At 33.5% G+C, this 15,104-nt stretch carries 12 protein-coding genes; 6 read left to right on the top strand and 6 right to left on the bottom strand.

All coding sequences use genetic code 11. From position 1 onward, the window contains the following. Positions 1 to 130: 130 nt before the first annotated feature. The 3 genes from ACEN92_RS06465 to ACEN92_RS06455 form a co-directional block, all read right to left on the bottom strand. Positions 131 to 2,881 (bottom strand): gluzincin family metallopeptidase, encoded by a 2,751-nt coding sequence (locus ACEN92_RS06465; RefSeq protein ID WP_495641552.1) that lies wholly within the window; start codon positions 2,879 to 2,881, stop codon positions 131 to 133. 294 nt (positions 2,882 to 3,175) lie between these two features. Beyond that, entirely contained in the window at positions 3,176 to 3,904 is a 729-nt protein-coding gene (locus ACEN92_RS06460; RefSeq protein ID WP_223680337.1) for an LOG family protein, read from the bottom strand. 559 nt (positions 3,905 to 4,463) lie between these two features. Continuing rightward, the gene (locus ACEN92_RS06455) at positions 4,464 to 5,684 is read right to left on the bottom strand and encodes a DUF763 domain-containing protein (protein ID WP_495641551.1); all 1,221 of its coding nucleotides are present in this window, start codon (positions 5,682 to 5,684) and stop codon (positions 4,464 to 4,466) included. 264 nt (positions 5,685 to 5,948) lie between these two features. Here ACEN92_RS06455 and ACEN92_RS06450 point away from each other — a divergent pair, with 264 nt between their 5' ends. The 5 genes from ACEN92_RS06450 to ACEN92_RS06430 all read left to right on the top strand — a co-directional run bounded on the left by ACEN92_RS06450 (position 5,949) and on the right by ACEN92_RS06430 (position 9,819). Beyond that, complete coding sequence (locus tag ACEN92_RS06450; protein ID WP_495641550.1) at positions 5,949 to 6,434, top strand: CinA family protein; 486 nt, start codon at positions 5,949 to 5,951, stop codon at positions 6,432 to 6,434. A 130-nt stretch (positions 6,435 to 6,564) separates the two neighbouring features. Further along, entirely contained in the window at positions 6,565 to 7,155 is a 591-nt protein-coding gene (locus tag ACEN92_RS06445; RefSeq protein WP_495641549.1) for a TetR/AcrR family transcriptional regulator, read from the top strand. A 144-nt stretch (positions 7,156 to 7,299) separates the two neighbouring features. Then, positions 7,300 to 8,001, top strand: a complete 702-nt coding sequence (locus tag ACEN92_RS06440) for an SDR family oxidoreductase (RefSeq protein ID WP_495641548.1) — start codon at positions 7,300 to 7,302, stop codon at positions 7,999 to 8,001. A gap of 10 nt (positions 8,002 to 8,011) precedes the next feature. Then, positions 8,012 to 8,776, top strand: coding sequence for an SDR family oxidoreductase (locus tag ACEN92_RS06435; protein WP_495641547.1), 765 nt, complete (start codon positions 8,012 to 8,014; stop codon positions 8,774 to 8,776). A 41-nt stretch (positions 8,777 to 8,817) separates the two neighbouring features. Further along, positions 8,818 to 9,819, top strand: coding sequence for an NADP-dependent oxidoreductase (locus tag ACEN92_RS06430; RefSeq protein WP_495641546.1), 1,002 nt, complete (start codon positions 8,818 to 8,820; stop codon positions 9,817 to 9,819). A gap of 102 nt (positions 9,820 to 9,921) precedes the next feature. On the opposite strand, the gene ACEN92_RS06425 is transcribed toward ACEN92_RS06430, so the two are convergent. The 3 genes from ACEN92_RS06425 to ACEN92_RS06415 form a co-directional block, all read right to left on the bottom strand. After that, on the bottom strand, positions 9,922 to 11,052 hold the full coding sequence (locus ACEN92_RS06425) for a PepSY-associated TM helix domain-containing protein (protein WP_495641545.1): 1,131 nt from the start codon (positions 11,050 to 11,052) through the stop codon (positions 9,922 to 9,924). 170 nt (positions 11,053 to 11,222) lie between these two features. Further along, positions 11,223 to 11,798 (bottom strand): transposase, encoded by a 576-nt coding sequence (locus ACEN92_RS06420; protein ID WP_495638449.1) that lies wholly within the window; start codon positions 11,796 to 11,798, stop codon positions 11,223 to 11,225. Then, positions 11,792 to 12,223 carry an IS110 family transposase gene (locus ACEN92_RS06415; RefSeq protein WP_495638448.1) on the bottom strand — a complete coding sequence of 144 codons (432 nt, stop codon included), beginning with the start codon at positions 12,221 to 12,223 and terminating at the stop codon, positions 11,792 to 11,794. The genes ACEN92_RS06420 and ACEN92_RS06415 overlap by 7 nt, the downstream gene beginning before the upstream one ends. Before the next feature lie 537 nt (positions 12,224 to 12,760). On the opposite strand from ACEN92_RS06415, the gene ACEN92_RS06410 reads away from it, so the two are divergent. Then, on the top strand, positions 12,761 to 15,100 hold the full coding sequence (locus tag ACEN92_RS06410; protein WP_495641544.1) for a TonB-dependent siderophore receptor: 2,340 nt from the start codon (positions 12,761 to 12,763) through the stop codon (positions 15,098 to 15,100). The last annotated feature ends 4 nt before the right edge of the window (positions 15,101 to 15,104 follow it).

Genomic DNA, 15,104 nt, shown 5'->3' with positions numbered 1-15,104 from the left:
TTCATTAAAATAAATATAATTTAATTATTTACACTTAAATTCTAAAAACTACGTATATTTTTTGATTAATTTGTAATAAAAATAATGATACGCTAATAATAACTTATGTTTTTGTTTAAAATTTGATTAATTAAAACCATTTTCGGGTAAAAAGATTGATTAATGTTTTGGGTGACAATGTTATTACAAATCTTATTTTTTCGTTGTATTTGTTTTGAGAAATTTCCCACCCATTGTTAGAATAAACCGGAAAATAGAGTTCAAAATAGTCAGGAACAAGATTTAACCGGATACCACTATCATAAACAAAACGTTCTTTTTGTTGCCTGCTTTTCATAAATCCTACATCACCATAAGCTTCAATCCAGTTCCAGATTGAATAACTGGCGTTTAAAGTGGTCATCCATCGATTAGCAAATTGCGGTTCCAGTTTAGATTTAAATCCTCCCTCGGCCATGACGTACTGCTGACTAAAAAGACCGGTGCTTTCAGATCTTCCGTAAAAATTATAATCAAATAAATAATCCGTTGGACGATTTAAAGCAAAACTAAAATAATCTGAATTCGATTTGTTGTATAAAAAACTTCCAGCGTAGAGCCTTAAATTTAGCTTCCGATTGTTTTCAAATAGCCTTCTGTACTCAATTTCTCCGGACAATTTTCCAAAATTCCCGGAAAATTGTACATCTGTCATAAAACTAAAATGATTAATCAATTCGGTTTTTGTATTCATGTAGCGGACATTAAAAACAGAATAATTAGGGCTTGAATTATCTGTTATATATTCGCTTGCTTCACGATTTACAATCACCTGGCGCAGCATAATAAGCTGTTTTCGGTTATCCCTGAAATTTTCTTCTCTGATCCGCAGCTGCACCATAGGATTCAGTCTGAAATATGTGGCATCCGGTGCGTAATGAAAATAATTTTGACTGATAGAATACCTTACATTATAAAGTGTACTGTTCCTGTAATTTTGGTTTAATGAAAAAGCAGATGAACCTGATATTGTCCCGGCATTAAGTGAATAAGCAGGATTAATATCAAATGTAAAAGGCTTGTCTAATATCGTTTTATTATGAAAACGTATTCCCGGCGTAAAACCGTCATATAAGTTATAAGTGAGCGTAGGAATATACAAAATCTGATTGTAGTACGGGTCTTCTAAGTCTTTAGCGAAATTAAATTTTATCGGACGATTTGTTATCGCTACACTTTTCAACGATTTCCAGTTATTTCTTAAATTATATTCGGGAACTTCGTTATCATAATTTAAGACTATTTTATCGGCATTTTTTCTTTCGAAAAAGTAAATCGAATCATTGTTTTTTGGTTCAATCCATTGTTTAAATACGACATTATTTTTTTTGAGTCCATAAACCGGAATTGGGACATAATTTCCTGTTCTATTTCTTATTGAAAATTGGATACTGTCTTTAGTTCGGGACATATCCGAAAATTTATAATCTATAATTTCTCTGGAATCAATAATCGTTTTAAAAAACCAATCGATATTTTTTGGACTGTTTTGAATTAGTATTTTTTCAAAATCCAATCTATTCGCTTGATTATTTTTATTCAATTCATAAAATTCCTGAACACTTTTAAGTACATTACCGTTGTTTAAATAATCGTCTAAATAACTCAAACTTAAACCGGCCCTGTATTTACTGGCAATTTGCTCATTAAATTTTATTAATGTGTTTTTTGGATTTCCAATTGGCTGGTCCAGGTTTTTTCGGGCCATTAACATATAATAATAACTGTATTGCTCGTTAAAAGTCAGGTTAGTGATATTATAGCTTTTAAAAAGTTTCATGCTCGAAAGCCTTCCTAACATCTTTTGGTCCGGATGGTGTTCGTCCATGTATTTCATCATGGTGTAAATTTGAATTCCATCATAAATCCAGTTGTCTTTTCTTGGGTCGAGGCGCAGACTGCTTTTTAAATAATTATTCAGATATGTTTTTAAAAAAGTAATCTCGAAAATAAATTCATCAGAAAACGGACTTATAAACGAAGGCAGCTGATTAAGACCATAAAAAGGATTTCGGTCATAATCTGTCTGGGAAACAATAATTTTTTCATGGGGAAATTTTCCAATAAAATCATTTGTAAAACTGATAACCCTGTCAATGATGATGGCTTTTTGTATATCATCAACTTTTTTGTTTTTTAAATTTGAAAGAACCTCAACTGTACTACGGGTATAACTATTGAAAGTATTTTGTTTTTCAATGAATAAATTAAAATCAGTCCTGTTGCTTCCGGAAAAGTGATAATTACTGAATGAAGGGTTGGAAGAATCTTTTGTAACCGAATTCAGATCTGTTGTAAGCGTATATTGATTGGGAATTTTGATTTCTAATTCATAGTCCGTCACTGCATTTGCAATGTCATCGAGATTAAGATTATGGTATTTCACAAAATCATGATTTTCAAAACGAGCAGGATTCAGAAACCAGTTTTTCAAATTCATTCCGCCAGTTTGAGTATAGCCATAGCGGGTGAATTTGTCACTCGGGATTTTAGCAATATAGGTGATATGTAATTCAATTTTTTGATTTGGAAGTAATTTTTTATTCAGTTTAACTACAATAAAATCCGGATCTTCATTAGTTCTTTCCCATTCAAAATCCACACCCTGCGCATCTGTTAACGCAAGTATAACAGTACTTCCGCGTTCTTCAGGTTTAGCCAGATGAAAACCTTTGTAAAATTCATCCGAAAATCGTTTGGCTAAGGGAGTGTTTTTATTCGAAAAAGCATTATTCCAGTCGTTTAGAACAATCGAAGACAAAGAATCATTTGAAGTATTATAAAAAGTAATATCCTGTTTTACATTCAGTGTTTTAAGCTCAGGATTTACTGCCACTTCCATCTTGGACTGATGTTGCGCGTATTGTTTTATTGAACTTAATAAAACTAAAATGAAAAAAAATGTATTATAAAATGATCTCAATTTTGGCTTAAATGTTTTAGGATATATCCTTAATTTACGAGTATTGGATTGTTTCGGTTTTTGTAAAAATAATATAAAAAAAGCTGTTTTTTAAAACAGCTTCAATTTTTGTAATACTTAATGTAATTTAATCATTTAGGTGATAAATTCCTATAAGATTACTTTTGTCAGACGTCAAATTTAAATTAACTTCAATGATTGATATGTTTAAAATTAGAAGTTCGGACTTAGATCATATTTCTTGTAAAACTTATCCAACACGTCAACTACTTCATCTTCAGTATCTACGATTTTGAATAAGTTTAAATCATCAGGACTTACAGTATGCATTTTTTCTACCAATACCGTTTTTACCCATTCGATTAGTCCTGACCAAAATTCAACTCCGACTAATATAATTGGGAATTTTCCAATTTTTTTGGTCTGAATCAGCGTAATTGCTTCAAACATTTCGTCCAAAGTTCCAAAACCTCCGGGCATAACTACAAATCCCTGAGAATATTTTACAAACATAACTTTTCGAACAAAAAAGTAATCAAAATTAAGGTTTTTATCGTGGTCGATATAAGGATTGAAATGTTGCTCAAAAGGCAATTCGATATTCAGTCCAACAGAAGTTCCGCCTCCTAAATGTGCCCCTTTATTACCGGCTTCCATTATTCCGGGACCGCCGCCTGTAATAACTCCATAACCGGCTTTACTAATTTTATAGGCAATTTTTTCGGCCAGTAAATAATATTTATCGTCCGGTTTTGTTCTGGCTGATCCAAAAATAGATACACACGGACCAATACGTCCCATGCTTTCGTAACCATTTACGAATTCCGCCATGATTTTAAAAATCGCCCAGCTGTCGTTGGTTCTGATTTCATTCCACGTTTTTTGTTTCAAACGATCCTGAATTACTTTATCCTCATCGTTATCAAAATCTTCTAATCTCATTTTTTGTATATTAATTTGTTTTTCAGGAGCTCATTCCTGCTGTTCACTGTATCTTTTGTGGTCTCGTTAGAAAAAAACGAGATCACAAAAGGATGCCGTTCCCATCAGGGCTAGGCACTTGTTTTCAGTTCAGATTTTATCTAAGCTGTCGTACTAAATTAACTCTTTTTTTGAAAGTTGTTATAAAAATGTATATTAATTAATTTCAAGGGTAACTCTGATAAAAAGTTTTGTTTCGATTTTATCTAATTATCAGCTGATTGAAAATAATACGTCGGGTGTAATTCAAAATAGATGTCAGGCTTAGTCCATTCGGCTTCACTCAGGATAAACTTAGTCGAGGCCCTTTCCACCTAAAAAGCCTTCGACTCCGCTCAGGGTGACAGTAATTTCAAATTTATACTTTTGATTTATTTATTTTATATCAAATAAGAGCTTCAGTCAATTACACCCAACGGGTTAAAAATAGTTTTTGAAATGTAATTTTTAATGAAACATATTTGAATCCTCCTGACTTTAAACCTTCTGGTTCTTTCAACAATCAAAATCATTTTGGTTATTAAAACAACTCTAATTGATTATTAGGGTTTATCGGTTTTGGTTTTGGAGGTTTTGCTTCTCCAAAAACAGTCCTTCCGCCATATTTGTGTGATTCATCTCTTTCTTTTTGTATGAGGACATCAAAGTTGGTGTTGGGGGTGAAACCTTCTTCTGCTTTTCGCGAAATTTCAGATAATTTCCGAATGGCTTCTATTTTATCGCTATTGCCAATTTTAGCACGGTTAATAGCTCTTTGCAGCGTATCGATTGTTTCATCATAAATTTTTATCGGAACAGGAAAAGGATGTCCGTCTTTACCGCCATGTGCAAACGAAAAACGCGCAGGATCTTCAAATCGGGTAGGAGTACCATAAATAACTTCACTTACCAATGCCAATGACTGCAAAGCTCTTGGCCCCATTCCTTTTAAAAGTAAAAGTTCCTCAAAATCTTCCGGTTTGTTTTCATGTGTTGCCCATAACATAGCGCCAAGCCTTTTCATATTCACATCTTCAATTCTCACATCATGATGCGCCGGTAAAGAAAGATGCTGCATTTCTTTCATAATTTTTGTTGGAGACTCTTTGGATAATTCTAAAATACCGGCTCTGGATTTTTCGGCAGTTCCGGCTGTAAGGTTAAGAATAGAACCCTGATTTTCTCCATATATAAAAGTATGCGGTTCATTAATAAAGGATTTCAAATCCTGTGAATGCCAATGATACCTTCGTGCTGTTTTAGAGTCAGGATTCATTCCCTGCTGAATAACAGCCCATTGCCCTTTATTATCAACAATAAAATTGTGTTGGTACAATTGAAATCCGTCCTGAATGGCTGTGTTGTCAACTTTGGCAGTTAGCCTGCTGCAATTTGCCAGGCTATTGCCGTCAAGCCCTGTTTTTTCACCTACATATAAAAGTTCCTGTGGCGTTTGCATGGAATGTTTTCCTTTGCCTCCGCAGATATAGATTCCGAGTTCTTTCGAATGCGGATTTACTGATTTTTTTAATGCACCAAGAACAGAAGTCGTAATTCCGGAAGAATGCCAATCCATACCCATAACGGCACCAAAACTCTGAAACCAAAATGGATTACTCAATTTACTGATAACTTCCGATGTTGAAAATTCCATTGCAATAGTTTCAACAATTGCAAAACCAAGTTTCGACATACGATCAGCCAGCCATAAAGGAACATGGCCATAATGTAATGGAAGATCTGCAGAGCCGGAACGTTTCATTGGAGAAATTTGGATTTCGACAAAATTAAAAAAAATATGGATGGTAGGCTGTTAAATAAAATCAAAGATGGAAATGAAAACTCCAAAGGCCTAATATTATAAATTTCATTCTTAATTATGTAAGTTCCTGTATTTCTGTTTTTCTAATTTTATAAGAATGTTTCAAAAATATTATTTACCTAAATAAATCAGGAAAGTTTACATCAATAATCCTTTCATTTTTGAAACGAAGTTTAAGAATTTATTATATCAAAATTTTAAAATATGATATCTCCTAAAGTTATAGAATGCAGTAAAGCGATTATAAAACAGGGCTGGAAGATAACGTTTGTTGAAAGTGCTTCGGCAGGAAAAATGTGTTATGAATTTTCCAGAGTTCCTGATTCGGGTAAAATCCTGCTTGGCGGAATGGTTTGTTATGATGCCTGCATGAAAGAAGAGATACTTGAAATTCCACCCGAACTTATAGATATATTTACACCTGAATCTGCTGAAGTAACCGAAGCAATGGCACATAATTTCTGTAAAATTATCGCTTCAGATGTATGTGTTGCCATTACAGGACTCACAACTCCGGGTGGAAGCGAAACTCCTGAAAAACCTGTTGGGACTATTTTTATCCATATTATTTTTCCACATAAACAATTAGCAAAACGATATGAATTTAAAGGTACCGCTGAAGAAATTGTTACTCAGACAATTGATGCGGCAGCTTCATTAATTATCGATGAAATTAATTTAAATTTTTAATCTGTCAGAATTATAAATTTAGGCAATATCGATAAGGAATAATTTAAAGCCATATTATGCTTAAAAAAAATGTTGTTTTTTCGCTTTAAAATATACTTTTTAGTATATTTGCATTTCAAAACTGAATGTGATGCTAACAAAAGCTGAAAGAACAAAACAATTTATACTCGAAATTGCGGCCCCTATTTTTAATCAAAAGGGAATTTCGGGTGCGAACATAGATGACGTGCTTGAAGCCGCAAAATTAACAAAGGGTTGTCTTTATGGGCATTTCGAAAGTAAGGAAGATTTATCTCTTCAGGTTATTAATTATATGCTTGAGTGTAATGGCAGTAAATTAGCAACAGCTATTAGTAAAGGAAAGACAGCCAAAGCGAAAGTATTTGCCTTTTTTGATTTTTATAAAGATCCTTTAGAGACTCATATCAAAGGTGGCTGCCCGGTTATGAATATCGCTGTAGAGTCAGATGATAATTATCCTGCGATTAAAGAAAAAATTGCAGTGACATTCAGAAGCGGACTGGAATTTTTTGTTTCAATCCTTAACAAAGGCATTGAGGATGGGGAATTCTCCAATCGTCTGGATTCGGAAGTATATGCCTTTAAGGCATTTGCGGCTGTTGAAGGGGCAGTAATTATATGCAGAAACATGAATACAGCCAAACCTATGCGCGGTCTTATTAAAAATCTGAAAAAAGAATTAGAAAGCTTTGCAATCTAATTTTTTTTCAAAACAATATACTTTTTGGTATATTTTATACAATGGTTAAATGAATGGACCTAATGGTTTTTAGGAATTAAAAATATACTAAAAAGTACAAAATTTAAATTAAAACAATTGTTAATCAAGTAAATAAATAATAAAATGAACACATCAGGAAATACAATATTTATCTCAGGCGGTAGCGCCGGAATAGGTTTAGCATTTGCTAAAAAATTAATTGCAGCAGGAAACAAGGTTATCATTAACGGACGCAGTGAAGACCGACTACAGAAAGCATTGAAAGAATTAGACGGTGCCAAAGCCATACAAGGGGATTTAGCAATTCCTGCGGATCGTATTCGTATTGCAAAAGAATTAACGGAGCAGTATCCTCAGGTAAATATCGTGATCAATAATGCCGGTGCTGCCTTTCTAAATGATTTGAGCGACAATACAAATAATGCTGCCGAAAAAGCATTTCAGGAAATCAATACCAATTATTTAAGTGTTATAGATTTTACACAATTGGTATTGCCTCATTTATTAAAACAGAAAGAGGCAGCTGTTGTAAATGTTACTTCTATAGTTGCTTTTAGAGGAAATAAATACCTTCCTACGTATTCCGCCAGTAAAGCTGCCTTACACAGTTACACGCAAGGGTTAAGAGATACTTTTGAAGAAACCCCAAATTTAAGTATTTATGAAATTTACCCTCCTTTGGTAAATACAGAATTCTCAGCTGAGATTGGCGGAGCAAACGGGATTCCTCCTTCAGAAGTAGCAGATGAATTAGTTTTGGCATTAGAGAAAAACCAGTTTGATATTTTGGTCGGGGAATCAAAAACGTTTTCTGATAAATTATAAATAGACAATCATGATAATAAAGAATAAAACAATATTAATTACAGGAGGAGGTTCAGGAATTGGTCTTGAAGCAGCAAAACAATTTTTACAGTTGGGTGCCAAAGTGATTATTACGGGCAGAAATCAGGAAAAACTGAACAATGCAAAAAAAGCATATCCTGGCCTTACGGTTATAAAAAGTGATGCTGCCAATGCAGAAGATGCAGTTACTCTTTTCAAACAGATTAAGGAATTGGGCGGAATTGATATTTTTTATCATAATGCAGGGGTATTAAGTCCTGTGTTGAATTTAGGTATTGCAGACGATAAACATGCCGAAAGTGCTGCTTATGAAATGGAGGTTAATTATATTGGTATTGTTCGTTTGAATAATCTTTTTATGGAGATGCTGCAATCCCGAAGCGAAGGTGCCATTATCAACACAACCTCTCTTCTTCGTTATGTACCATCAATCACAGAAGCTACATATTCTGCATCTAAAACCGCTTTGGGGTTTTATACGCAATCGCTGCGAAAACATTTACAGATTTTGAACAGCCGTGTAAAAGTATTTGAACTACTGCCTCCGGTTGTTGCTACTGAAATGACGGCAGAAAGGACAGGTAAAAAGTTAACTGCGGAACAATTAGTAAAAGAGTTTATCGATGCCCTTAAAAAAGATCAGTATACGATTCGAATAGGGGATACAAAAACCTTGTACTTCCTGAACAGATTCTTTCCTAAATTAGCTTACAGTTTAGTGAATCCTAAGAAAAGTTACAAATTATTACAGTAAAAATTACACCTTGAATTATCAAACTCTTAATACAAATTAATATGAAAGCATTTATTATAAATAGTTATAAGCCTAAAGGGGGAATGAAGAAAGTTGAAGTTCCGGAACCGCAGCTGAAAGAAAATGATGTATTGGTACAAGTGCATGCTGCCGGTGTAAATCTCTTGGATTCTAAAATCAAAAGTGGGGAGTTCAAAGCAATACTTCCTTATAAAATGCCTCTCGTTTTAGGGCATGATGTTGCAGGAGTTGTTGTGAAAACCGGCTCAAAAGTAAAGAATTTCAAGGCAGGAGATGAAGTGTATTCACGTCCGCAAGATTATAGAATAGGTACTTTTGCCCAATTTATTGCCATTGATGAAAGTGATGTTGCGATAAAACCTAAAGATATTTCAATGGAAGAAGCTGGCTCTATTCCGTTGGTAGGATTAACGGCATGGCAGGCACTGGTTGAAAAAGCGAATCTAAAAAAAGGCCAAAAAGTCTTTATTCAGGCAGGGTCAGGCGGCGTAGGGACTTTTGCTATTCAGCTGGCAAAACATTTGGGTGCTACTGTAGCCACGACTACGAGTACAGCCAATATTGATTTGGTAAAAAGCCTGGGAGCCGATATTGTTATTGATTACAAAAATGAAGATTTCGAAACTATACTTAAGGATTATGATGTTGTTTTGAATAGTCAGGATGCTAAAACCCTGGAAAAATCATTACGCATATTAAAACCTGGAGGAAAGCTTATCTCAATTTCCGGTCCTCCGGATCCTGAATTTGCAAAAGAAATTGGGCTGAATGCAATTCTCAAAATAGTACTGTTTTTTTTAAGTTATGGAATTAAGAAAAAAGCAAAACGATTAGGTGTACATTATTCCTTTCTATTCATGAAAGCAAGTGGAGCTCAGCTAAGTAAAATCACTGAGCTTATCAATTCCGGAATTATACGTCCGGTTGTAGACAAAGTGTTTTCATTCGATGCTGCCAATGATGCTCTTGCTTATGTAGAAAGCGGTCGGGCTAAAGGAAAAGTTGTTATTAAGGTAAATTAATTTATTTATTATTTCCTGATAATACAAGTAAATAATAATTTGTTTTGTCGCATCTGTGATGATTTTTACCTTTAGGCTTTAAAATCATTTTATTAAGTATTTTTAATTGACTGATGCGGCAGGACTCTTTTTTTTCTTCTTTTTTCCTAACCAAATTAATAGACCTGTAATTGGCAAAGTGACAGCAAAAAGTGTTACCAAAAAAGCAATTATTTTGGTTGGATACCCATAAATATTTCCCGTGTGTATCGGATAGACAAGTCTCCTTAGTTTGTCTCCATTACTAAAAGACGCATAAGGTCTTTTTTCAATATTCTGACCTGTGTATTTGTCAAAATAAGCTGCGCTGGATTGGTTTGGAATGCTCATTTCAAGGTTTTCCTTTAGAACCAGAATACTGTTAATTGTATCTGCAGGCATTCTGATTTGAATATTTCCTTTGTATGGAAAAATGCTGTCCGTTTTTTGATAAATGCTTTGATAGAAGGCTGTCTGATCAAGTTTAGGATCTGTTTTTGTTGGATTTTCAACTTTTGGAGACGCTTTTTTTATGGAACCATCTGCAAGGAAATACATTCCGTTCTCAAACCATTTAAAAGACCATGTTAAACCCGTCAGAGCTATAATCAACAGAAATAAAAAACTGTAAAAACCAATAGTGGAATGAAAGTCCCAATTGAATCTTTTGAATGATCCGTTCCATTTGACAGTTAATCTTTGCTTTAAATTTTTAATTTTTTTCGGCCACCATAAAATAAGACCGGAGATTAACATAAAAACAAAAATCAGACAGGAACAGCCTGTAATAATTTCACCTGCATCTTCTATTAATAGTTGTCGGTGTATTGATAAAACAACAGAAAAAAATCTGCTTTCTTGTGCAACTGTACCAAGTACTTTTCCAGTATAGGGATCCATCGAAAAAATCTGTACTACTTTGTCTTTATCTTTTCCAACAATTATCAGAGTTCGTTGGGGATCATTAAATGTAAGGATACGATTTATTTTTTTAACAGCATACTCTTTTTGTAATACGTTTGTACAGTAATCAATTGTCTTTTTTGTCTGACCGATATTAGAAACGGTGTAAAATTCCGGGTTTATGAATTGGTCGATTTCTTTTTCAAAAACCAACAGGCTTCCTGTAAGTGCTACTATAAAAACAATTAGCCCCGAACCAAGTCCCAGCCACAAATGTAAATTCCTGATTTTTTTCTTAAATGCTTTATTCATGTGTTTTTGGAAACATTAATTACTTCAATTTTGAATCGCAAATTTATACTTATTTAGATTAAATACGCATAGTAGTGCAAAGATTATTTAGTTTAACTCATTGGTTGTAATTCAAGATAGATGTCAGGCTGAGCATTCTATGATAAAAAACAACAAAAAGTACTAAAAAATTACGATGCAAATTTATAGGTATTTATATATGGAGTTTCCCTTGCTATAACAGCAAAGACCCTGCTTATAAGTTTGCATCTGATATTATTTAAAACCAACATTGAGTTTTTGCCTTCCACTTTTTTCTTATTGTAATATTCCTTTAATTGTGGATCATATTTTAATGTTGTCATAGCGCACATTTGCAATAGTGACTTCATTTTTTTATCAGCCATATGATTCACTCTGGTCCTTCCTTTTACACTGGAACCAGAGCTATGTTCAAAAGGGGCAACACCAGAGTAACAGGCAAATTGCCTCCAGTTTTTAAACGCTGTAAATCCTTTTGTTGCAATAATCAAATACACGCTGGTTTGTTCTCCGAGCCCGGGAATTGATCTGATAAGTTGGATTTGTTTGGTTAATTGATCGTTTGATTTAATTATTTCTTTAATTCTCGACTCAATTTTATTGATCGAATTTTTAATAGATTTAGCCAGAGCCTGGTTAATTTGAGATACTTCCCTGAAAATTATTTTATCTGTAAAATCTTTATTTTCTTTTGTAGCTTGTATAAGCAATAAGGCTTTTAGCATTTTTCTCTTTCGGTATAAAGAATTTTTAGTTTTTGAATCTCTATGCCTGTTAAAGTAAATAGTTTTAATTTATCTATGTTTCTGTAACTGTAATAAGAAATATCCCTGGCATCAATTTTATCATTTTTTCCTCTTGAAATTCCTTTTGATTTTTTTATTTCAATCGCAGGAACAATCCATAAATCCAGATTGAGTTTTACTGAAGCACTTGATATATGATTGGTATAAATACCTGTGTTTTCACAACAAAAAAGAATATATTCTTTATTAACCTGCCTGCTCATATTTTTGATAAAAACAGAAATGTTTTTGATATTATTTTCTATGCTAAAATGCTCTGACCTAAGAGTTGAAGCATCAAGAATATTAATATCTAATTTAGCTTTTGATACATCAATGCCGACATAAAATGAATACTTTTTCATAACTTTGAATTTAAGATAAACAAAAATGTTGAACTTCTTTAGAGCCTTTATTAGACCGCTATGTCTATCATTCTATTTGAAGCAATTCAACGGGATTCAAGGGGAAGGCAGAGGACTAATGCACAGCATAGTTCTTAACTAGCGGAGTCGAAAGTTCACCTCTGCTTTCCTTTGAATAAATTTAAAGCTTTTTATCAAATCCAAAGTAAAGGCGGAGTCGAAGCCCTTTATTACTTAAAAAGCCTTCGACTCCGCTCAGGGTGACAATTATTTTTGGATGGATGAAGAAGTTTTACTCAAATTTATAATTTTTGATCTATTCGTTTTATATCAAAGAAGAGTTCAAATCAGTTAAACCACATAGGTAAGTTTAAAATTTTTTAAGTGATTTGGATATCAATTATACATAAAGCCATAAGTGTAATTATTGTGTAGAATAAATCTAAATAATCCTTGTTAAACTAATATTAATTTTTATTTTTGCACTGTTTTTATTAATTCTAAATAAAAACAAATATTAATCAAAATTAAAAATCAATGAAATATCTTACTTTAAGAACATCAAAGTTTTTATTTATAATTGCCTTCTTGTTTTCAGTCCTTTTTTCTTTTGCTCAACAAAATCACGGAAAAATTAAAGGTCAAATCACAACTTCAGACGGAAAACCGGCAGCAGATGTGAATATCATTCTTAAAGGCTCAAAATATAATACGAGTACAAATGATGACGGTAGTTTTGAACTAAACCGTGTAAAACCAAATACTTACATCTTACAAGTGTCTTTAAATGGTTATGAAACATCAGAACAGGAAGTTAGAGTGGCTGAAAATGAAACAGCTTCACTTAATTTGCAACTAAAAGTTTCTAATAAAGAGTTAAAGGAGGTTGTAATCAGTAATAAAAAAAGCATTCTTTCTAAAAAAACGGAATATGTGGCCAGAATGCCTTTAAAGAACCTGGAGAATCCACAGGTATATAATGTGATACACAAAGAACTTATGCAAGAGCAGATAACAATCGATATTACAACGGCTATGAGAAACGCTCCGGGTATTGTACCTCTTAATTACCCTTCGGGAGGATTTGCCCTTATTTTCAGAGGTTTTACTGTTGGTGTTAATGCCAGAAATGGTATGGAAACTTTATCAGGCCGTTCTACTGTTGGGATTCAAAATGTTGACCGAATTGAAGTATTAAAAGGACCTTCAGGAACTTTATTCGGATCTTCGGCCTCTTCTTTTGGAGGTGTAGTCAATTTGGTTACTAAAAAACCGTTTGAAACCAAATCTGCCGAAATAACATATACTGGCGGAAGTTATGGGGTTAACCAGCTTACGGTAGATGTTAATGCACCTCTTACCAAAGATAAAAAGGCCCTTTTCAGGCTGAATGTAGGGGTTAACAGAGCAAAAAGCTTTTTGGATTATGGTTTTTCTAATACCCTTTCTTTTGCTCCAAGTCTTACTTTTAAAGCTACAGAGAAACTTACTTTTAATGTAGATGCAGAGTTATATAATGTTAAAAGTACCAAACCTTTATATCCTACTGTGGCTGCTACATCGGGTATAACAAATCCCGGGGATATAAAATTAGACTATAAAGAATCTTTGGTTCATGATGATGCCGATGCTAAATCTACATCTTCAAAAGCTTTTGTTCAGTCAGAATATCAAATATCAGAGAACTGGAAATCTACCACTTTATTTTCTTATGTAAGTGAGAACGTAGAGTATAGCTACCAGGTTTTGCCAACCTGGACTTCTCCAACTACAGCGACTATTCGTGCTACGATGTTTGGGCCAATATCGAGTAACTATACCAATATTCAGGAAAATATTAATGGAGAATTTAAAACAGGAATCTTAAAGCATAAATTAGTTGCAGGAGTGAATTACAGAAATTATTCGGATACTTTTTCATCTACGCCAACACCAACTGCTCCATTTAGAACGATTGATGTAACAACTAATTTTGTACCAATTAGAAAAAAAGATATTGATGCAATATTATTAGCTCCGGTTATACGCGCAGGCAGGGACGAAAATACTTATAGTGCCTATGCTTCTTATGTAATGGGTGTTGCAGACAGGTTACATATTATGACAAGTTTGCGTTTGGACGATTTCGAACGTAAACAAAGTGGTACGGTAGCGGGTTATAAACAAACATCAGTATCACCTAAATTTGGATTGGTATTCCAGATTCTTAAAGATCAATTATCTGTGTTTGGAAATTACATGAATGGTTTCCAAAATCTTGCACCTGTAAATCAGCCTGATGCAACACAATTTGTTCCGGACCCTCTTTATGCTAATCAATGGGAGTCAGGGATAAAAGCTGAATTGTTCAACAAAAAATTAAGCACAACAGTTAGTTATTATGAAATCACTAATGATAATGCATTAATAAGACAAGCAGATTTAGTTTATCAACAGGATGGAAAACAGGTAAGTAAAGGAGTTGAAGTTGAATTCCTTGCGAATCCTGCCCCTGGTTTAAATATTACAGCTGGTTATGCCTATAATGATAATCGTATTGTAAAAACAAGTGATACAAATAAAGCTATTGAAGGTAATAAAGCTGCTGATGCACCAGAAAATGTAGCAAATTTTTGGACTTCTTATAAACTTCAAAATAGTTTAAAAGGACTTGGTGCCGGTTTCGGAGCTAACTATGTGAGTAAAAGTTATATGAGTACAAGCAATACTTTTTATATTCCTTCCTATACAATTTTAGGCGCGACGGTATTTTATGAACAGCCAACATGGAGAATTGGGGTTAAGGTAGATAATTTAACAAATGAAAAATATTGGAGCACATGGGGAGCACCACAAGCACCAACAACAGTTTTAGCAAACCTGACTTTCAGATTTTAAGTTA

The sequence above is a fragment of the Flavobacterium sp. Flavsp81 genome, assembly GCF_059491325.1.
Note: the sequence above shows the minus strand (reverse complement) of the source record. Positions and strands in the feature narration are given on the sequence as shown.